Genomic DNA, 20,277 nt, shown 5'->3' on the forward strand with positions numbered 1-20,277 from the left:
TGTATCTCCGGTGGAGGTTGCGGCAACCGATGAACTTCCGTATCCGAATATGGCAGCTTTCTATAATAATGAAAAGCAGACCTTGTATGTGAAGCGTAATGTGGGCGACAGCGTAGCAGTTGCTCAGTGTGTCGCTCAGGAACTTGGACACGCACAGCTTTCCATCAACAGCGAAAGTTACAGCCGCAGGGATATGGGCTTTCAGGCAGTGTGTATCGGATATATGATTTGCAAGAAGTATGGCGTAGATACACAGAATTTTGCAATTAACCGTATTCCGGAGGGACTGGCTTCCAAAGAGCCGAAAGAAATCCGTGCGGAGCTTTCCAAGACACGAAATGCAATGGCAGAAATTCACAGTCATATCTCTGATGAAATGTTCCGCAAGAAGCAGGAGCGTTCAAAGGACTATGAGAGATAACGGAGGGCAGATATGGAAAAAGAAAAACTCTACCACATTGCTTTGGACGATTATGAACACGGTGTTGTCATTCGCTCCTTAAACGATGAGAAAACAAAGTTGATGGAGGAAGGCAAGTCCGCAGACGCAGTAGACGACCTGCTTGTAAAAGTCGGAAATGCCCCATTGAAAAAGTTCAAAGTGATTGAAAGGAAACGCTCAGATGAAGCGAGATAATGACAGGCAGACTGCCATTATTTTATCCATTGTCGGTATCGTTCCGGTCATATGGCTGGCACTTCTGATTGCACCTTCCATAAGCGGAGGATTGCCGGAGATAGCAGCCAATCTTGCGACACTCTTTGATAATCCATTTTCCATAAAATTATGTGGGGACAGCCTGAAAACTGTCCTCATTTTACTTTTATGCTATGGAATGGGTATCGGGATTTATTTCTCAACAAGAAAGAATTACCGCAGACGAGAGGAACACGGTTCTGCCAAATGGGGCAATGTCAGAGCCATTGATAAAAAGTACCGACAAAAGCCGCTGTCAGAAAATAAGCTGATGACTCAGAATGTGTGCATTGGACTTAATGCCAAGAAGCACAGACGAAATCTGAATACGCTTGTGTGCGGTGGCTCCGGTGCAGGTAAGACAAGATTTTATGCAAAGCCTAATATTATGAACGCTGCAAGAAACAGCTATGTGATATTAGACCCGAAAGGGGAAATCCTGCGAGATACGGGACATCTTCTTGAGAAGAAAGGTTACGAAGTGCGTGTGCTTGATTTGATTTCAATGGAGAAAAGCCATTGTTACAATCCTTTTGTTTATTTGCAGAATGACAATGATGTGCAGAAGCTCGTAACCAATCTTTTTAAGAGTACCACTCCGAAAGGTTCACAGAGCAATGACCCATTTTGGGATACGGCAGCGTCAATGCTTCTGCTTGCACTTGTATTTTATCTGCATTATGAAGCACCGCCGGAAGAACAGAATTTTGCGATGGTAATGGAAATGCTCAGAGCCGGGGCGATTGAGGACGAGGACGACCCAAGTCCTTCTCCGCTTGATAATCTGTTTTCGGATTTGATGATAGATAATCCTGACCACATTGCTTTGAAGTATTACCACTCTTATCATTCCGGTTCTTCCAAAACATTAAAATCCATACAGATAACCCTTGCAGCAAGGCTTGAAAAGTTTAACTTGGAAAGTCTTGCTGCTCTTACCTCTGCCGATGAACTGGATTTACAGTCACTCGGAGAGAAAAAGGTGGCACTGTTTGCACTGATACCGGATAACGACTCTAGTTTCAACTTCTTGGTATCCATTCTTTACACACAGCTTTTTCAGCAGTTGTTTTATGCAGCCGACCATATCCACGGCGGTTGTCTGCCGATGCCTGTTCATTTTATGATGGACGAATTTGCCAATGTTTCACTGCCGGACGACTTCGACAAGATACTGTCGGTTATGCGTTCCCGTGGGGTATCGGTAAGTATCATCTTACAGAACTTGGCACAGCTTAAAGCCTTGTTTGAAAAACAGTGGGAGAGCATTGTGGGTAACTGCGACGAATTTCTTTACCTTGGTGGAAATGAGCAGTCAACCCATAAATATGTGTCGGAGCTGTTGGGCAAGGAAACCATTGATACCAACACGTTCGGAAAGAGTACCGGAAGAAGCGGTAATTATTCCACCAACTATCAGATTAGCGGCAGAGAGTTACTTACCCCTGATGAGGTGCGTATGCTCGATAATCAGTACGCTATTTTATTTATCCGTGGGGAAAGACCCATTATGGATTTCAAATATGACATTATGAAACACCCAAATGTGGCACTTACCACAGACGGAAAGGCAAGTCCTTATAAGCACGGAGAAGTCACAAAAGATATTGCTTCGATTGCCATTTGGGACATTGACCCTGCAACACTTCCTGAAAAGGAAATGGAAGAAACGAACTGGGAACTTCTTTCCGATGAGGAGATGGAAGCTCTGTTCATAAACAATCAAACAAATTAAATTTTGGAGGTATTCAACTATGACTATTTTTAAGAAAAAAGCAACTGACATTCAGGAAACGAAGAAACTGCCTATGACCGGAAAGGTTAAGAAAGGCTTCCGTGCTTACTGCACAATGGTCATTGTCGGTGCGTTGGCACTTGGAATGACAACGACTGCATTTGCAGCGAATGACCCGCTTACCGTAGTAAATAATCTGTCCGATTTTATCTTCGGACTTATCCGTGCCATCGGTATGATTTTGCTTGGCTTTGGTATCGTGCAGGTCGGTCTTTCACTCAAATCTCACGACCCTTCTCAGAGAGCCAATGGCTTCCTGACTCTTGCGGGTGGTGTCATTATCACTTTTGCGAAAGAAATCCTTACTCTTATCACAGGCTAAGATAAGAGTTACACAGTTATCGAGGGGTGTGCCAAGTTAAGGTACACCTCTTAATTGTAAGGAGGTGCTTTGAATGAGTGATAACTGGGTAGTTCAAAATCTTGAAAATGCCCTTGAAACTTGGAATGAAAAACTGTCGGAAATATGGACGCTCATCACAACTACACCGCAGAACTTTAAGGGCGGGAATATCTGGAAGGTTATCGTTGACATCAATGGTGCGGTTCAGGCTATCGGGCTTGCCTTACTTGTATTGTTTTTTGTGATAGGTATGGTAAAGACCTGCGGAAGTTTTACAGATGTGAAGAAACCGGAACACGCTTTAAAACTCTTTGTTCGTTTTGCATTGGCGAAAGGAGTTATCACATACGGAATGGAGCTTATGCTTGCACTATTTAATATCGTGCAAGGGACAATTTCAACCATTATGAATGCTGCCGGATTTGGAACTCCGGAACAGACGACCTTGCCCGCAGAGATGGTAACGACCATAGAAGATTGCGGATTTTTCGAGAGTATTCCCTTGTGGGCGGTAACGCTTATCGGAGGATTATTTATCACAGTGCTTTCGTTCATTCTGATAATGACAGTGTATGGACGATTTTTCAAACTTTATATGTACACAGCACTTGCACCGATACCACTTTCCACATTTGCAGGAGAACCGACACAGAATGTAGGCAAGAGTTTTATCAAGAGCTATTGTGCCGTTCTGCTTGAAGGAGCAGTCATTGTACTTGCTTGTATTATTTTCTCCGTATTTGCTTCATCGCCACCAGTAGTGAATCCTGATGCAACAGCAGTTACGCAGGTGTGGGCATATATCGGGGAATTGGTATTTAATATGCTTGTTCTTGTCGGTGCAGTAAAAATGTCTGACCGTATTATCCGAGAGATGATGGGACTTTAAGGAGAGATTTTGAGATGAACCAAAGAGATTGTAAGAAATGCGTTTACTATGGCGGTAAACGAAAAGGCAAAGTCTTTTGCCTGAATGATAAATGCGTGAGGGAGAAAGACCGAAACCGCAGGAAAGGAAACAGATATGGAAGTAAAAATTAACCGAGAAATCAGAAATTATACAGAGTCAATGTTTTTTGGACTGTCGCTCAGACAGTTCATTTTTTCTGTTCTCGCTTGTGGCGTTGCAGTAGGACTGTATTTCTTGCTCAGACCGTATGTTGGCACGGAAACCGTATCGTGGGTGTGCATTTTGGGTGCTGCTCCGTTTGCGGCACTTGGTTTTGTGAAGTACAACGGTATGACCGCAGAAAAAGCAATCTATGCGTGGATAAAGGCGGAGTTTTTAATGCCGAAGAAGCTGGTGTTCCACTCCACCAATGTGTATTACGAACTGATGAAGCCAAGCATTGAACAGAAACAGAAGGAGGTATTGAAGTCAAATGATTAAGACTCTTACGAACCTGTTTAAGCAGGATAAAGAAAAATTTGTTGTACCGAAAGGGGTGCAGGACGTGATTCCCGTAGCAGCTATCTTTGATGATGGCATTTTCAAAGTGGGAAAGGATAAATATTCAAAGACCTACCGCTTTACAGATATTAACTATGCAGTGGCGAGCCGTGAGGATAAGGAAGCGATGTTCCTTGAATATTCCGAACTTCTGAACTCTCTTGACAGTGGTGCAACGACAAAAATCACAATCAATAATCGTCGGCTCAACAGACTGGATTTTGAGCAGACAATCCTTATTCCGACAACCGGAGATAATCTGGACGAGTATCGAGAAGAATACAACAAAATGCTTCTTGATAAGGCAACGGGTGCAAACTCCATTGTTCAGGATAAGTATATTACCATTTCCATCAACAAAAAGAGTGTGGAGGACGCAAGAACTTATTTTGCCCGTGTCGGTGCAGATTTGATTGCTCACTTCGGCAGGCTTGGAAGTAAGTGTGTGGAACTGGAAACAGACGAAAGACTTCGTATTTTCCACGACTTCTATCGTGTGGGAGAAGAAAGTTCTTTTCACTTTGATATTAAGGAAACAAGAAAAAAGGGACACGATTTTAAGGATTATATCTGCCCCGACACAATGGAATTTGAAAAGGACTATTTCAAGATGGGAAACCGTTATGGAAGAGTCCTTTTTCTTCGTGAATATGCGTCCTATATCAAGGACAGTATGGTAGCGGAACTTACGGATATGAACAGAAATCTGATGATGTCTATTGATATTGTTCCTGTTCCGACTGATGAAGCAGTAAAGGAAGCAGAAAACCGTCTGCTTGGTGTGGAAACCAATATCACAAACTGGCAGCGTAGGCAGAATGCCAATAACAACTTCTCTGCAACTGTTCCGTATGATATGGAGCAGCAGAAGAAAGAAATGAAAGAGTTCCTCGATGACCTTACGACCCGTGACCAGAGAATGATGTTCGCTGTTATCACAATGGTTATTACAGCAGACAGTAAGGAACAGCTTGAGAATGATACGGAAGCGTTGCTTACCACAGCAAGAAAACATCTTTGCCAGTTTGCAACACTGAGATTTCAGCAGGTAGATGGACTCAACACGGTAATGCCGTTTGGAACAAGAAAGATTGATGCCTTCAGAACACTTACAACAGAGAGCCTTTCGGTATTTATCCCATTCAGGGTGCAGGATATTTTCCACGAGAACGGTATCTATTACGGTCAGAATGTTATCAGCAAAAATATGATTATCGCAGACCGTAAGCAACTTTTGAATGGTAACTCCTTTATTCTCGGTGTATCTGGTGGCGGTAAGTCATTTGCGGCAAAGGGAGAAATCATCAATCAGGTGCTTTCTTCAGACGCAGATATTATCATCATCGACCCTGAGCGAGAGTATTCACAGCTTGTCAATGCAATGGGCGGAGAGGTAATCAATATTTCTGCTACTTCCGACAATCACATCAATGCAATGGATATGAATAAGGATTACGGCGACGGTGCAAACCCTGTCATTTTGAAATCCGAGTTTATTATGTCCCTTTGTGAACAGCTTATCGGAGGAACAAATCTCGGAGCGAAGCAGAAGTCTATCATTGACCGTTGCACGGCAAGCGTGTATCGCAGTTATCAGCAGAATGACTATCAGGGACATATACCGACCTTGCAGGATTTCAGGGCAGAACTTTTGCAGCAGGACGAACCGGAAGCAAAGGAACTGGCACTTGCCATTGAACTTTTCACACACGGTTCTCTGAATACCTTTGCAAAGCAGACGAATGTGGATACCAATAATCGCCTTATCTGCTATGACATTCTTGATTTGGGTAAACAGCTTATGCCGATTGGTATGCTTGTTGTCCTTGACTCTATCCTGAACCGTATCACACAGAACCGTGCAAAGGGTAAGAACACCTTTATCTTCATTGATGAGATTTATCTTCTGTTCCAGCACGAATACTCTGCAAACTTCCTCTTTACCTTGTGGAAGCGTGTGAGAAAATACGGTGCATACGCAAGTGGAATCACTCAGAATGTCGATGACCTTTTGCAGAGCCACACAGCGAGAACAATGCTTGCAAACTCAGAGTTCATCATTATGCTGAATCAGGCTTCCACAGACAGGCTTGAGCTTGCAAAACTTCTGAATATTTCTGACCTCCAGATGTCCTATATCACGAATGTGGAAGCAGGACACGGACTTATCAAGGTGGGAAGTTCGCTTGTACCGTTTGCAAACAAATTCCCTAAGAACACGAAACTTTATAAACTGATGACAACCAAACCAGGCGAAGCATAAGGAGGGATTTACAATGTCTAAGATTCAATTTCGCAATGCTGCACACAGAGATTTTGTATTGGAAAATTTGGATAAGTGCAAAGTCAACGACTGCTATCACAGAGCATTTTTCTATGTGATGGGTATTTCAGAAGAAACAAGAATGAACATCGGAAAGATGTTTGATTTTAAGAGGGATTGCATCATACCGGAAGGTATGCACGGCGGTTGGCAGACAAGTGGCACAGTCAAGGTCTGCCACCTTGCCTTTAATCTCTGGAATGGATTTACGGAAGAAGGCAGGGAAAATCTCTATACACCGGAGGAACTGTTCTGTTGCGGATATGCTCCGTATTTTATGGAGGGTATCAAGTTGAGGTATCCGGAGTATTGCAGAGATTTGACTCCACCTAAGAGAAACGATATGGAAAGGTAAGAGAAAATGAGCAGAAAAATCTATATTATTATTGCGATGGTGTTTACGGTAGTGTTGTCTGTAAGCAGCTTCTTTATTATCCGTAATCACATTGACTCTGCCAAGCAGAATGAAGTCTATGATAACCTTGCGGAGATTGTGCAGGACGAGCCGCCAAAGGAAAATGAGGGCGTGACGTTTTCGGAAGATAAGGACTATCTTGCAGAATATCTTGAACTCTATCGGCAGAATGAGGATATGGTGGGTTGGATAAAGGTTGAGGATACCAATATCAACTATCCGGTCGTGCAGTCTGTAAATGAGCCGAATTTCTACCTGAAGCACAAGTTTGATAAGACCTATTCCGCTTATGGCTGCCCGTATGTGCAGGAAAATTGCGATGTGCAGAAACCTTCAGACAACATCATTATTTACGGACACCACATGAATGACGGTTCGATGTTTACGGGACTGATGAAGTACAGAAACAAGAGCTTTTGGGAAGGTCATAAGACTATTACCTTTGATACACTGACGGACAGACACCAGTATGAAGTGATTGCAGTCTTTAAGACAGTCGTTTATACAGACAGCTCCGATAGCTTTAAGTATTATGAGTTTACGGACGCAGAAAATGCGGCAGAGTTTGATGCGTATGTTGCTAAGTGCAAGGAACTTTCTTTGTATGATACCGGAGTATCGGCAGAGTATGGCGACAAGCTGATTTCTCTTTCTACTTGTGAATATTCAAGAAACAATGGCAGGCTTGTTGTTGTCGCTAAGAGAGTGGATTAAACCCCACTCTCTATTATTTTTCGAGAAAGGAGGAAACCGATGGCTGATATAAAAACAAGAGATACAAGCAAAGGTACAATCAAGACCATAAATAAGGCGGCAGTTGCCACGGAGCGAATGAAGAAAGCCTATGTGATGACGAAAGATAAGGCAGAGCATTCCACGAATGCTTCGGAAAATTCCGCAGAGAAATATGCTTCTGATAAAATCGAAGTGGCAACGGATAGGACTGTTCATGAAACAGCATACCGTGCAGATAAGGTCGGCAGATGGGGTGTGCGTGAAACAAGACAGAATTATCAGAAAGCCAAAACGGGAATTGAGAATTTCAAGACCAAGCGTGCAGAGAAACAGCTTCAGAAACAATCGGTCAATCCTGTCGGAAAACAGAGCATCCGAACTCTGGAGCGTACGGAGAAAACAATTAAACAGTCTGCAAGGTCGGCAGGAAATACGACAGTCAAGACCGTATCGAAAGGTGCAACCAATACTGTTCAGAGGTCGGTAAAGACTGCGGAACAAACGGCAAAGACTTCTATTAAGACCACAAAGGAAGCTGCCGTTATAGCACAGAAAACAGCAAAAACAACAGCCAAAGCAACACAGAAAGCGGCTCAGGCGGCAAAGAAAGCAGCAAAAGCCACAGCAGATACCGTCAAAGCCACAGCGAAAGCTACTGTTGCGACAGTCAAAGCGATTATTGCAGGGACAAAAGCACTTGTAGCAGCAATCGCAGCAGGCGGTTGGATAGCGGTGCTGATTATTATGATTGTCGTGTTGTTTGGTGCTGCCGTAGCAATGTTTGGAGGAGGAAGTGACAGTAATTCCTATACTCCGGTAAGTGCAGAGGTAGAAGCCTATGAACCCATCATACAGAAATATGCCAAAGAGTACGGCATTCCTGAGTATGTAGAACTTATCAAGGCGGTTATGATGCAGGAAAGCGGCGGCAGAGGACTTGACCCTATGCAGGCAGCAGAAGGAAGTTTCAATACGAAGTATCCGCACGAACCCAATGGAATTAAAGACCCTGAATATTCTATCCAGTGTGGAGTTCAGGAATTGAAAGCGGCTCTTACTTCGGCAGAAGTGGAAAGTCCGATAGATATGGAGCATATCAAACTTGCCTTGCAAGGCTACAACTTCGGTAATGGGTATATTTCTTGGGCAAAAACAAAGTATGGCGGTTATTCTTATGCCAATGCAGTGGAGTTTTCCACTCAGCAGGCACAAAGGCTTGGTTGGGACAGTTATGGAGATACCCAATATCCGGCTCACGTTTTGAGATACTATCCGTATGGGCGAGCCTTTACTGCCGGAGGTAATCAGGCGATTGTTGAGGTTGCCTTGACACAGCTAGGCAATCAGGGCGGACAACCTTACTGGAGCTGGTACGGCTTTAATAGTCGAGTGGAATGGTGTGCCTGCTTCGTATCTTGGTGTGCTGACCAATGCGGGTATATTGAAAGCGGACTTGTTCCGAAATTTGCAGGTTGCGTGGATGGTGCAAACTGGTTTAAGTCAAATGGAAAATGGCAAGACCGCACTTATGAACCAAAGGTAGGAGATATTATCTTCTTTGATTGGGAAGGCGACGGTACAACAGACCACGTTGGTATCGTAGAGAAGTGTGAGAATGGCACAGTTTATACCGTAGAGGGCAACTCAGGCGACGCCTGCAAGCAAAGACAGTACGCAGTCGGAAGCAGCAATATCTATGGATACGGTATTCCGGCATATTAAAAATTCCAGACGGTGTCTGGAAAATTGAAAAGATGGCTGCTCAGTTGAGTAGCCATCGGGTACATTATGAGAAATCAGTTGTTTCTCTGTTATTCAGGAAAATATGGTGTGTGTGATAAGTGAAGCTAAAAAGCATATCGGCATTTTCTTTACTGCCGTCTAAAAAGGAAATATCATCGGCAAGGATAAAAAGAATTGCTAACAGCTTCTTGATATATCCAGTGTAGCAGGCATAATCTACATAGATGTTGGCGATATATCCCTCGGCAAATTCTATCAGGTCAGCGTCAATTTCAAAGCTATTGGATAGTTCGTAAACGGTTTTGATAAATTTATCCTTGTCAGCAATTCGCTCTTTACTTGGAACACTTCTGCGGTTCTTCTGTATAAATTTAAAAAAATCATCAGCTTCCGTAAAGTCAGGAGTGATTGTGTTGCCAGTTCCCAAATCTGTTTTGTAATCCTCAAATTTCTCTTTTTCAAACCGATTACTGAATATTATCTTTTGTTCGTCCATTCCTTTTACCCCTAAGTTTATTCTATGGAGATTGTTTAACTTGGCTCTTGGGTTGTGATTTGTCTTTCGCCATTAACAATCGTGAATTACTACTTTTATAGTATAACATAAAAATAGTTGGGAATCATCACTAATAGTTGGTTTGACTTCCTTTGGGTGCGTGTGATTTGAAATCGACTTAACCTATACTATTAGTTATGGAAACACACTAAGGGAGGTGATGTGATGAAGCTCGATACAATCGGCAAGAATATAAGAAAGTTCCGACTTGCGAGGAAATTACGCCAAGAAGATTTGGCTGAGAAAACAGATTTGACAACAAATTATATTGGTATGGTTGAGCGTGGAGAGAAAATTCCGTCACTCGAAACTTTCATAAAGATAGTAAATGCTTTAGGTGTATCATCGGATATGGTTCTTACAGATGTTCTGGAAACGGGATATACAGTCAAGAACTCAATGCTGAATGAGAAGCTTGAAAAACTTGTTCCTGAAGATAGAAACAGAATTTATGAAGTCATAGATACACTTGTGAAGCAGTCAAAGCAAATACTTCCATAAAACACAGAAGTTCGTCCTAATCGACGAGCTTTCTTTTTTTCAGTATAAAAAATTTCAGCTATCGACAAATTTTTCGGGACTTCGACAGAGCAAATATGCTATAACAACAACTGTCAGTGATAGACACATACTAATAGACATAGGAGGAAGTAGAAGTGAACGACATTTTCAGACAAATAGCAAAAGAAAATGGAACAACCGAAAAAGCAGTAAAAGAGGAAATGCAGTTTGCCATTCGGGAAGCAATGAAAAGTGCTGAACCGGAAGCAATCGCTTTTTGGAAAGCAGTTGCACCGGACGGAAAAGAGCCGCCGATAGAAAAGGTCATAGCAATGATTGCGTTGAATGTTAATAATAGAATGTATAATTGAGGTGCTTCGGCATCTCTTTTTTATTATTCTTTAGAAGAGTTGCATTAGGTGTTTGCAAAAAGTGACACCTTAGTGTCTGAAAGGTTACATTTCTGTCTGAAATCTTGAAATGCCTGAAAATTTAATATATAATGTTAAATGGTTAACTGTAACGAAGAAGAATTATAAGATGAAGAGGTGTTACTGATGAAGATATGCTATAACAAACTTCAAAAACTTATGATTGACAATCAAATGAAAAGACAGGATTTAATGCGTGCAGCCGAAATTACATCATACGCTGCAACGAAGATAAATAAGAATGAGCCAGTATCTCTTGAAGTACTGATGAGGATATGTCAGGTGTTTCATTGTGATATTGGAGATATATGCGAAGTTATTTTAGACGAAGATTAAAACACGGAGGTAATTATAGATGGCAAGGGCTGCTAAACCAAAGAAAGAAATATCAATGGAAGAAGCACTTTGGAAAAGTGCTGATAAACTGAGAGGTTCTGTTGAGCCTGCGGAGTATAAGCACGTTGTTCTGAGCTTATTCTTCCTTAAATTTGCCAGTAACAAGTTTGAGGAATGCCGTAATAAGATTATTTCTACACACGGCGAAAAGTATGCGGATATGAAGCCGTTTTATACTCAGGAAAATGTATTCTATCTTCCTGAAGAAAGCCGTTGGAAGTACATTATTGAAAATGCAAAGCAGGACGATATTGCCCTGAAGATAGATACAGCACTTTATACGATTGAAAAGAACAACCCGGCACTGAAAGGTGCTTTGCCGGATAACTATTACTCCCGCTTACATATTGATACGGCAAAGTTGGCTTCTTTGCTTGATGAAATCAATCGTATCAACACTGATGATAAAGAGAACGACATTATAGGTCGTGTATATGAGTATTTTCTTAGTAAGTTCGCTCTTGCAGAAGGAAAAGGTAAAGGAGAGTTCTACACACCAAAGTGTATTGTAAACCTGATTGCCGAAATGCTTGAGCCTTACGATGGAATACTTTATGACCCTTGTTGCGGTTCGGGCGGTATGTTTGTGCAGTCCATCAAGTTCGTAGAAGCACACAGCGGTAATAAAAAGAAAGTGTCTATTTACGGTCAGGAATACACAAATACCACTTTCAAACTGGCAAAAATGAACTTAGCTATCCGTGGTATTTCTGCAAATCTTGGAGAAATGGCAGCCAATACATTTACCAATGACCAGCACAAAGACCTTAAAGCAGATTTCATTATGGCAAACCCGCCTTTCAATCAGAAGCAGTGGAGAGCCGAAAATGAGCTTGTAGATGACCCTCGTTGGAACGGCTATGAAGTTCCGCCGACAAGTAATGCAAACTATGGTTGGATACTGAATATTGTTTCCAAACTCTCTCAAAACGGTGTAGCAGGTTTCTTGCTTGCCAATGGTGCATTATCTGATGATGGTACAGAGTTAAAAATCAGACAGCAGCTTATAGAAAATCATTTGGTAGAAGCAATCATTATTCTTCCGAGAAACCTTTTCTATACCACAGACATCAGCGTTACCCTTTGGGTACTCAATAAGAATAAAAAGGCTCGTGTCGTGGAACAGAATGGAAAGCTAAAACGCTATCGTAATCGAGAAGATGAAATACTCTTTATGGATTTACGACAGATGGGCAGTCCTTATGAGAAGAAGTACATTGAATTGACAGAGGAAGATAGAGCCAAAGTTACAAGTGTATATCATAACTGGCAGCAGGAAGGCTATGAGGAAACTTATGAGAATGTGCCGGAATTTTGCTATTCTGCTTCTTTTGATGAAGTAAAGGAAAAAGGATTTACTCTTGTACCGAGCAGATATATTGAGTTTGTCAACCGTGATGAGAACATCGACTTTGATACCAAAATGAAATCATTGCAGGGAGAACTCAAAGAACTTCTTGCTCAAGAGGAAAAATCTAAATCAGATTTGCTTGCTGTATTTAAGGAGTTGGGATATGAAATCGAATTATGATATTTTAGGAAACCATATCCGACTGATTGATACTCGGAACAGAGAAAGCATAACAGACAGAGTTTTGGGAATTAACATAGACAAGTTCTTTATGCCGTCGGTTGCAAATGTCATTGGTACGGATTTGAGTAAATATAAACTGATAACAAAAGGAAAGTTTGCGTGTAATCCAATGCACGTTGGTCGTGATGAACGACTTCCGGTTGCATTGTATGATGAAGAAGAACCTGCTATTGTTTCTCCGGCATATTTTATGTTTGAGGTAATAGATAACAGCATTTTGAATGAAGATTATCTGATGATGTGGTTTCGCAGACCGGAATTTGACCGAATTTGTTGGTTACATACTGACGGGAGCGTTCGTGGTGGGATTACTTGGGATGATATATGCAGACTAGAATTGCCTATTCCGCCTATTGAAAACCAGCTTGAAATAGTGAACAGTTATAAGGCAATTACGGAGAGAATTGCTTTAAAGCAGAAGATAAATGATAATTTAGCGGCTTGACATTGTTGTAAGAATTATTTTCTGCAATTCTTGCAGTTTTTCTATTTCAGAAAGATTTTCTTCTTTGCAATAAATAAGGCTCATAACCTTTTGGGAGAAAGATTTCTGTAATTCAAGTGGTGGAATTGCTATTCCATAAGCATGAACATCGTTTCGATTTAATGTAGGAACTGCACTACCACCAACAAAGCCATCATAATTTAGATTTTTGAGCAAATAAAATACCCACAACGGTTCTGCTTCATAAATTTGTTTTACATAGAGCGATGTGTTATGTGTCCAACAGTTGCAAAGGTACAATCTTGGGTTGCCAATATTGCCGCTTCGTCCCATTACAATAACAGGAGCTTCAGCAGTAAACTCATCATGATACCCAATTGTTCCGGTTGAACCTGCAACGGGATATTTACCACCAGTCATTTCAGTTCGAGGTAAATCATGCCCCCTTTGTAGTTGCAACACATCGCCAACAGTGCCTTGTTTCCAAGAAGATTTATCTGAGTTGGACTCAAAATATTTTTGATACAATGTTTGAGCAGTATCGTCTAAATTATCATTTACAATAGAACTCCCATCAGTGGCGGGAGTTAAAACAAGGGACTGCCACTGGTAGTCGTTCTCTTAAAAAAGAAAAGGAGAATTGACTATGAAACAGAACCTAATCACTGATGTTATTCAAGGAATGTTACCTTATCTGAATAACGCACAGACAGAAAGATTGCAAGAGGTGTTGCAGTATACACTTTTTGATTATGAGGTAACAAAGATAAAAAAAGATGAGGAACTTTCAGAACAGAATTTAGTAGAATCTTTCCTATCGGCAAAGCGTATTGAAGGCTGTTCTGAGAAAACTCTGAAATACTATAATGCAACGATACAGTCAATGCTTGATGGTATTGGAAAGAGTATCAAATATATCGTAACTGACGACATTCGTTGTTATTTGACAGAGTATCAAGCAAAGAAAAAATCAAGTAAAGTTACGATAGATAATATAAGACGAATACTTTCCAGTTTTTTCTCTTGGCTTGAGGACGAGGATTATATTTTGAAAAGTCCGGTCAGGCGAATACATAAGGTTAAGACCGGAACAAACATTAAGGAAACTTATTCAGATGAAGCACTTGAATTGATGAGAGATAATTGCACAGAACTCAGGGACTTGGCGATGATTGATATGCTTGCTTCAACGGGGATGCGTGTCGGAAAAATGGTGTTGCTAAATCGTGAGGATATAGACTTTAACGAAAGAGAATGTGTGGTTTTCGGCAAAGGCGATAAGGAGCGAATAGTATATTTTGATGCAAGAACAAAAATACATTTGCAGAATTACTTAAATAGCCGAAAGGACGACAATCCAGCACTTTTTGTTTCATTACAATCTCCGTATAATCGAATGAATATCGGAGGTATTGAAGTGAGATTACGACAGCTTGGAAAACGCTTGGGATTAAATAAGGTACACCCTCATAAATTCAGGCGAACACTTGCAACAATGGCAATAGACAAAGGAATGCCAATAGAGCAGCTTCAGCAGCTCTTGGGGCATAGAAGAATAGATACGACATTGCAATATGCAATGGTCAAGCAGAGCAATGTGAAAATTGCTCATAGAAAATACATTGGTTAAGGTGGTAGGAATGGAAAAAGGATATAAGATATTAGGCAATTACATTCGACTTGTGGACGAGCGTAATAAGAATTTAGCCGTAACAAAGTTGCTTGGCGTAAGTATAAGTAAAAAATTTATTCCTTCAATCGCAAATATTGTAGGAACTGATTTATCGAATTATAAGATAGTCAGAACGGGACAGTTTGCATACGGACCCGTTACTTCACGAAATGGAGAGAAAATTTCTATTGCTTATTTAGATGAAGAAGATTGTATCATTTCAAGCTCTTATACAGTTTTTGAAGTTGAAAATAAAGAGGAACTTGACCCTGAATATCTTATGATTTGGTTCAGCCGACCAGAATTTGACCGTTATGCAAGGTATAAGTCACACGGAAGCGTAAGAGAGATTTTCGATTGGAATGAGCTTTGTATGGTGGAACTTCCAGTACCAGATATTGAAAAGCAGAGAAAAATAGTGAAAGCCTACAAGACGATAACCGATAGAATAGATTTGAAACAGAAGATAAATGATAATTTAATAAACACCACTGATACAATTTTCTTCAAGGTGTTCTTAGAAAATAAGCCGACTGCCACAATATCTTTCACGGATATTGTACAACTTATGGGTGGTGGCACTCCTAAGACAGATGAAGATAGTTTTTGGAACGGTAACATTCTTTTCTTTACTCCTAAAGATATTTCACGTTCACCATTTTGTATTAGTACCGAAAAGCATTTGACCAATGAGGGGTTAAACAACTGTTCAAGTCGATTATATCCACCATATACAACATTCGTTACCTGTCGTGGAACTGTCGGTAATTTAGCTTTAGCAGGTGTACCTATGGCTATGAATCAATCGTGTTATGCTTTGAAGGGAAAGAATGACTTTCCAGCCTTATTCGTATTCTCTTTTACCCGATATGTAATAGCAACAATGAAGAAAAAAGCATCGGGAGCTGTTTTTAGTGCATTGGTAACACGAGATTTTGAAATGGAAAAAGTATTTGAACCTAATTTTGAAGACGCAATTCTATTTGAAAAGCGTGTCGAACCTCTTTTTGCTCAAATTCTTGCAAATACCAATGAAATACAACAGCTTCTTGACTTGCAAAATGCTTTACTAACTCAGTTATCAAGCCGCTAAATTATCATTTACAAGGAGGAACCTATGTCATTAGCAGATATAATTCAGATTATAATCGGAGTATTGTCACTGGTGGCAACAATAGCAGTTTCTTTTTTGATTTATTGGTTGCAATCACGACATGAAAAGGAAATACAGAAATTGCAATGCGAAAAGGAACGTATAGCATTGCAAGAAAAAGCTCGACTTTTTCTAATTGATAATCAAGAGGAAAGAGATTATTTGCCGTGGTGTATTATAGCAGCTAATCTATATCCGCTTGAAAAGCATACAAGGAAAATTTATTCGGAATACTGCCGGTGTTCTGAAGAATTACAAAATGAGATATTAAATCAAGCCGGATATAAGATTAAACAATTTACGGGAAAGTATTGGTTACAGGGATGTATAGATAAACTTCAGCAAGATATAGAGAAATATAATTTGGGAAGGGATTATTTGTATGATGGAGCAAAATATTTTCATCGAAGTTATGATAGATACCGAGAATTAGAATGGAACGGCACTCCTAATATCTTTGAACCTATAAATAAAGAAAATCGTCTGATGATGATTTTGAATGTGGCTCAAATATCTATTGGAGAGTATATTGATGAATATTTCTATTATTTCGTAGATAAAAAAATGGATTTTGATAAGGAAACACCTATACCTCCGATTGATTATGTATGGGAATATCAAAGTCTAGCACACACAAGAGAAGAAACCGTTTGTATGTGGATGATGGAACTTGTTGAGAATATAGCAACAATTATAAATAATAAGTTTGGCGAAGATGTTGATTGTCAGTTTTTCTTAGAGTATACCGACGCACAAGCAGAAACTTATGAAGATAAATATTATGAAACAGTACAAGCACTTTATAATGCTTATTATACAAGTGTAGTTGCATCATAATTTGATGCAGAATACCAAAGGAGTGAACGCAATGGCAAATTTTAATGAACACGCATTGGAAATGTCAATAATGGAGTTGTTCAAAGACGAGGGGTACACCTATGTCAGTGGCGACCAGATACACAGAGAAAGGACGGAGGTTCTGCTTACGGACGACCTGAAGCAATACCTCTATAATCGCTATGCGAAAGATGGTATCACACCGAGTGAGGTGGATAGTGTCATTCTAATGCTGCGTAATATTTCCGGTACGATTTATGAAGCAAACAAAGCTGTATTTAAGTTGCTCTGCGATGGATTTATTCTTAATCGTGAGGATAGAACGCAGAAAGACCTCTATATTGAACTTATTGATTTCGACACTCCCGAAAACAATATTTTCAAAGTGGTTAATCAGTTTGAAATTGAAGGCGTAAATAATCAGTTGCGTATTCCTGATGGCATTGTGTTCGTAAATGGTATTCCTGTTGTTGTTCTTGAATTTAAGAGTGCGGTACAAGAGAATACGACCATAATGGACGCATATAAGCAGCTTACAATCCGTTACCGTAGAGATATTCCGGAGATTTTCAAATATAATGCGTTTGTTGTTATCAGTGACGGAGCAAATAATAAATATGGTTCTTTCTTCAGCCCGTATGATTTCTTCTATGCGTGGAGAAAGATAAACTCAGACGATAAAGAACTGGACGGTATCAATTCTCTTGTAACGATGATAAAAGGACTTTTCCGAAAAGACCGTTTGCTTGAAGTTATCAAAGATTTTATTTATTTTCCGGATAACTCAGATAAGGATTTGAAGATAGTGTGTCGTTATCCACAGTTCTTTGCGGCAAATAAATTGTATGAGAATATCAAGGCTCATCTTCGCCCCGAAGGAGATGGTAAAGGTGGTACATACTTTGGAGCGACAGGCTGCGGCAAGAGTTATACAATGCTTTTTCTTACCCGTATGCTGATGAAAAGCAAATACTTTTCTTCTCCGACTATTCTTATTATTACGGACAGAACAGACCTTGACGACCAGCTTTCCAAACAGTTTGTAGGTTCAAAGAAATATATCGGGGATGAAACTGTTGTAAGTATTGAGTCCCGTGAGAAACTTCGTGAGGAGCTTCAAGGACGAGAGAGTGGCGGTGTTTATCTGACTACCATTCAGAAATTCACAGAGGATTTGCAGCTTCTTACAGACAGAACGAACGTTATTTGTATTTCTGATGAAGCACACAGAAGCCAAATCAATCTCGACCAAAAGGTTAAGATTACAGAGTCAGGTGTTCAGAAAACCTATGGCTTTGCCAAGTATTTGCACGACTCTTTACCAAATGCAACTTATGTTGGATTTACCGGAACTCCGGTTGATGGAACAATCGAAGTCTTTGGTGGTGTTGTAGACGCATATACAATGACGGAAGCTGTTAAGGACGGTATTACAGTTAATCTTGTTTACGATGGTCGTGCAGCTAAGGTTATGCTTAATCAGGACAAGGTAAGACAGATTGAAGAATATTATGCACAGTGTGAGCTTGAGGGAGCAAATGAACATCAAGTAGAAGAAAGTCAGAAAGCAGTTGCCAAAATGGAAGTTATTATTGGCGACCCTGATAGACTTCGTGCTGTTGCAGAGGACTTTATCAAGCATTATGAAACCCGTGTGGCAGAAGGTGCAACCGTAGCAGGCAAAGCAATGTTTGTATGTTCCAACCGAAATATAGCATACGATTTCTATAAGATAGTAAAGGAACTCAGACCGAAATGGACAGAAAAGAAGATTTGTGATGATGGTGTTGTTCTGAGTGAGAAAGATAAAAAAGAGTTGAAGCCAATGGAAAAAATCAAGTTGGTTATGACTCGTAATAAAGATGATGAAAAAGACCTATTTGATATGCTTGGCACAAAAGAGGATAGGAAAGAATTTGACCGTCAGTTCAAAAATCCGAAATCAAACTTTAAGATTGCCATTGTTGTAGATATGTGGCTGACTGGTTTTGATGTGCCGGAGCTTGATACGATTTACATTGATAAGCCTATTCAGCAGCATACCCTTATTCAGACGATTTCTCGTGTAAATCGTGTATGCGAGGGCAAAGATAAAGGTTTAATTGTTGACTACATAGGTATTAAGAAAAATATGAACACTGCCCTCAAGAAATATACGAATTTTGAGAGCGAAGAATTTGAAGGTGTGGAGCAGTCTATCACGATTGTAAAAGACCAGTTAGAAGTTCTTGGTCAGATGTTCCACAACTTTAACAGTAGTGATTTCTTCAACGGTTCTCCTACTGAACAGCTTGCCTGCCTGAATCGTGCAGTTGAGTATGTGCAGTTGTCTGAAGAACTGGAAAGAAGATTTATGGCAGCAGTCAAGAGAATGAAGCAGGCATTTAATCTTTGTAGTTCAAGTGAGAAATTCTCTGATGAAGATAAGGATTATATCCATTTTTATTGTGCTGTCCGTTCTATCCTTTTCAAGTTGACAAAAGGCGATGCACCGGATATTGAGCAGATGAACGCTCGTGTCCGCAAAATGCTTGAGGGTGCAATTCAGTCTGATGGCATTGAGGAATTATTTGAAACCGGAAAGCATATATCGGTGGACATTTTCAGCGATGAGTATATGGATAAGATAAATGCTATTCAGTTGCCGAATACGAAAATCAAGATACTTCAAAGACTTCTTTCTCAGGCGATTGACGAGTTTAAGAAAGTCAATAAGATTATGGGTGTGGAATTTGCAGACAGACTCAAGAAAGTTGTTGATGAGTATAATAACCGTCGTCGTGATGAAGCGTATGCCAACGAAGTCCTTGATGATGTTGCGGAGCAGCTTGCACAGTTGTTGTCTGAACTGAAAACAGAAAAGAACTCCTTCAAGAATATGGGTATAGATTATGAAGAAAAAGCTTTCTATGATATTTTGAAAGCAGTTTCCAAGAAGTTTGAGTTTGAATATCCGGACGATAAAATGATTGAACTATCCAAGAGGATAAAGTTGATTGTTGATGATAAGTCACGCTATACCGATTGGTCTGCCCGTGATGATATTAAGGCAAACTTGCAAGTGGATTTGATATTGCTGCTTGATGAGTTCGGCTATCCGCCAGTAACCATTGATGATGTTTACAAGGAAGTTCTTGAGCAGGCAGAGAATTTCAAGAAGTATGCACAGTAAATGAGAGGTGTAAATGTAA

The 20,277-nt window shown here is 40.3% G+C and carries 21 protein-coding genes and 1 pseudogene; 20 read left to right on the forward strand and 2 right to left on the reverse strand.

The features are described from left to right. The 11 genes and pseudogenes from GPK60_RS01705 to GPK60_RS01755 all read left to right on the forward strand — a co-directional run. Positions 1-421 (forward strand): annotated as a pseudogene (locus GPK60_RS01705) (LtrC-like protein); the annotation flags it as partial. A gap of 12 nt (positions 422-433) precedes the next feature. After that, positions 434-637, forward strand: coding sequence for a hypothetical protein (locus GPK60_RS01710; protein WP_008789327.1), 204 nt, complete (start codon positions 434-436; stop codon positions 635-637). After that, entirely contained in the window at positions 624-2,432 is a 1,809-nt protein-coding gene (locus GPK60_RS01715; RefSeq protein WP_008789328.1) for a type IV secretory system conjugative DNA transfer family protein, read from the forward strand. The genes GPK60_RS01710 and GPK60_RS01715 overlap by 14 nt, the downstream gene beginning before the upstream one ends. Before the next feature lie 19 nt (positions 2,433-2,451). Then, positions 2,452-2,814, forward strand: a complete 363-nt coding sequence (locus GPK60_RS01720) for a hypothetical protein (protein WP_015512775.1) — start codon at positions 2,452-2,454, stop codon at positions 2,812-2,814. Positions 2,815-2,887: 73 nt separating this feature from the next. Next, positions 2,888-3,724 (forward strand): hypothetical protein, encoded by an 837-nt coding sequence (locus GPK60_RS01725; protein WP_066556926.1) that lies wholly within the window; start codon positions 2,888-2,890, stop codon positions 3,722-3,724. 14 nt (positions 3,725-3,738) lie between these two features. After that, entirely contained in the window at positions 3,739-3,876 is a 138-nt protein-coding gene (locus GPK60_RS01730) for a hypothetical protein (protein ID WP_017144064.1), read from the forward strand. Beyond that, positions 3,860-4,225 (forward strand): PrgI family protein, encoded by a 366-nt coding sequence (locus GPK60_RS01735; RefSeq protein ID WP_178632950.1) that lies wholly within the window; start codon positions 3,860-3,862, stop codon positions 4,223-4,225. Before GPK60_RS01730 ends, GPK60_RS01735 begins: the two co-directional genes overlap by 17 nt. Next, complete coding sequence (locus GPK60_RS01740; protein WP_055062744.1) at positions 4,218-6,548, forward strand: ATP-binding protein; 2,331 nt, start codon at positions 4,218-4,220, stop codon at positions 6,546-6,548. The genes GPK60_RS01735 and GPK60_RS01740 overlap by 8 nt, the downstream gene beginning before the upstream one ends. A 13-nt stretch (positions 6,549-6,561) precedes the next feature. Continuing rightward, entirely contained in the window at positions 6,562-6,963 is a 402-nt protein-coding gene (locus GPK60_RS01745) for a DUF6075 family protein (protein WP_002594682.1), read from the forward strand. A gap of 6 nt (positions 6,964-6,969) precedes the next feature. Next, entirely contained in the window at positions 6,970-7,737 is a 768-nt protein-coding gene (gene srtB, locus GPK60_RS01750) for a class B sortase (RefSeq protein WP_129258917.1), read from the forward strand. 39 nt (positions 7,738-7,776) lie between these two features. After that, positions 7,777-9,480: a lysozyme family protein gene (locus GPK60_RS01755; protein WP_215630497.1), complete on the forward strand. Its 1,704-nt coding sequence runs from the start codon at positions 7,777-7,779 to the stop codon at positions 9,478-9,480. 64 nt (positions 9,481-9,544) lie between these two features. Here the strand turns inward: GPK60_RS01755 and GPK60_RS01760 are convergent, their stop codons facing one another. Continuing rightward, positions 9,545-9,997, reverse strand: a complete 453-nt coding sequence (locus tag GPK60_RS01760; protein WP_129258913.1) for a hypothetical protein — start codon at positions 9,995-9,997, stop codon at positions 9,545-9,547. A gap of 225 nt (positions 9,998-10,222) precedes the next feature. On the opposite strand from GPK60_RS01760, the gene GPK60_RS01765 reads away from it, so the two are divergent. The 5 genes from GPK60_RS01765 (at position 10,223) to GPK60_RS01785 (ending at position 13,424) form a co-directional block, all read left to right on the forward strand. Beyond that, positions 10,223-10,558: a helix-turn-helix transcriptional regulator gene (locus GPK60_RS01765; protein WP_055215124.1), complete on the forward strand. Its 336-nt coding sequence runs from the start codon at positions 10,223-10,225 to the stop codon at positions 10,556-10,558. A 155-nt stretch (positions 10,559-10,713) separates the two neighbouring features. After that, positions 10,714-10,929, forward strand: coding sequence for a hypothetical protein (locus GPK60_RS01770; RefSeq protein ID WP_002594687.1), 216 nt, complete (start codon positions 10,714-10,716; stop codon positions 10,927-10,929). A gap of 186 nt (positions 10,930-11,115) precedes the next feature. Then, on the forward strand, positions 11,116-11,325 hold the full coding sequence (locus tag GPK60_RS01775; RefSeq protein ID WP_002587820.1) for a helix-turn-helix transcriptional regulator: 210 nt from the start codon (positions 11,116-11,118) through the stop codon (positions 11,323-11,325). 19 nt (positions 11,326-11,344) lie between these two features. Beyond that, the gene (locus GPK60_RS01780; RefSeq protein WP_215630496.1) at positions 11,345-12,916 is read left to right on the forward strand and encodes a class I SAM-dependent DNA methyltransferase; all 1,572 of its coding nucleotides are present in this window, start codon (positions 11,345-11,347) and stop codon (positions 12,914-12,916) included. Next, a complete protein-coding gene (locus GPK60_RS01785) occupies positions 12,900-13,424 on the forward strand; it encodes a restriction endonuclease subunit S (protein WP_215630495.1) in 525 nt (174 codons plus the stop codon). Before GPK60_RS01780 ends, GPK60_RS01785 begins: the two co-directional genes overlap by 17 nt. On the opposite strand, the gene GPK60_RS01790 is transcribed toward GPK60_RS01785, so the two are convergent. Continuing rightward, positions 13,413-13,952 carry a restriction endonuclease subunit S gene (locus GPK60_RS01790; RefSeq protein WP_211237381.1) on the reverse strand — a complete coding sequence of 180 codons (540 nt, stop codon included), beginning with the start codon at positions 13,950-13,952 and terminating at the stop codon, positions 13,413-13,415. The two genes, GPK60_RS01785 and GPK60_RS01790, sit on opposite strands and share 12 nt — an antisense overlap. Before the next feature lie 118 nt (positions 13,953-14,070). Here GPK60_RS01790 and xerA point away from each other — a divergent pair, with 118 nt between their 5' ends. Genes xerA through GPK60_RS01810 form a run of 4 tightly spaced genes read left to right on the forward strand, consistent with a single transcriptional unit; the run spans position 14,071 to position 20,258 of the window. After that, positions 14,071-15,054, forward strand: coding sequence for a site-specific tyrosine recombinase/integron integrase (gene xerA, locus GPK60_RS01795; RefSeq protein ID WP_215658739.1), 984 nt, complete (start codon positions 14,071-14,073; stop codon positions 15,052-15,054). Positions 15,055-15,064: 10 nt separating this feature from the next. Next, positions 15,065-16,189 (forward strand): restriction endonuclease subunit S, encoded by a 1,125-nt coding sequence (locus tag GPK60_RS01800; protein WP_215658740.1) that lies wholly within the window; start codon positions 15,065-15,067, stop codon positions 16,187-16,189. Positions 16,190-16,213: 24 nt separating this feature from the next. Continuing rightward, positions 16,214-17,086, forward strand: coding sequence for a hypothetical protein (locus tag GPK60_RS01805; RefSeq protein WP_008118517.1), 873 nt, complete (start codon positions 16,214-16,216; stop codon positions 17,084-17,086). Positions 17,087-17,117: 31 nt separating this feature from the next. Continuing rightward, positions 17,118-20,258 (forward strand): type I restriction endonuclease subunit R, encoded by a 3,141-nt coding sequence (locus GPK60_RS01810; RefSeq protein ID WP_066559572.1) that lies wholly within the window; start codon positions 17,118-17,120, stop codon positions 20,256-20,258. Positions 20,259-20,277 lie beyond the last annotated feature (19 nt).

The sequence above is a fragment of the Ruminococcus sp. MCC718 genome (assembly GCF_018783905.1).
GTDB lineage: Bacteria > Bacillota > Clostridia > Lachnospirales > Lachnospiraceae > Hominisplanchenecus > Hominisplanchenecus faecis.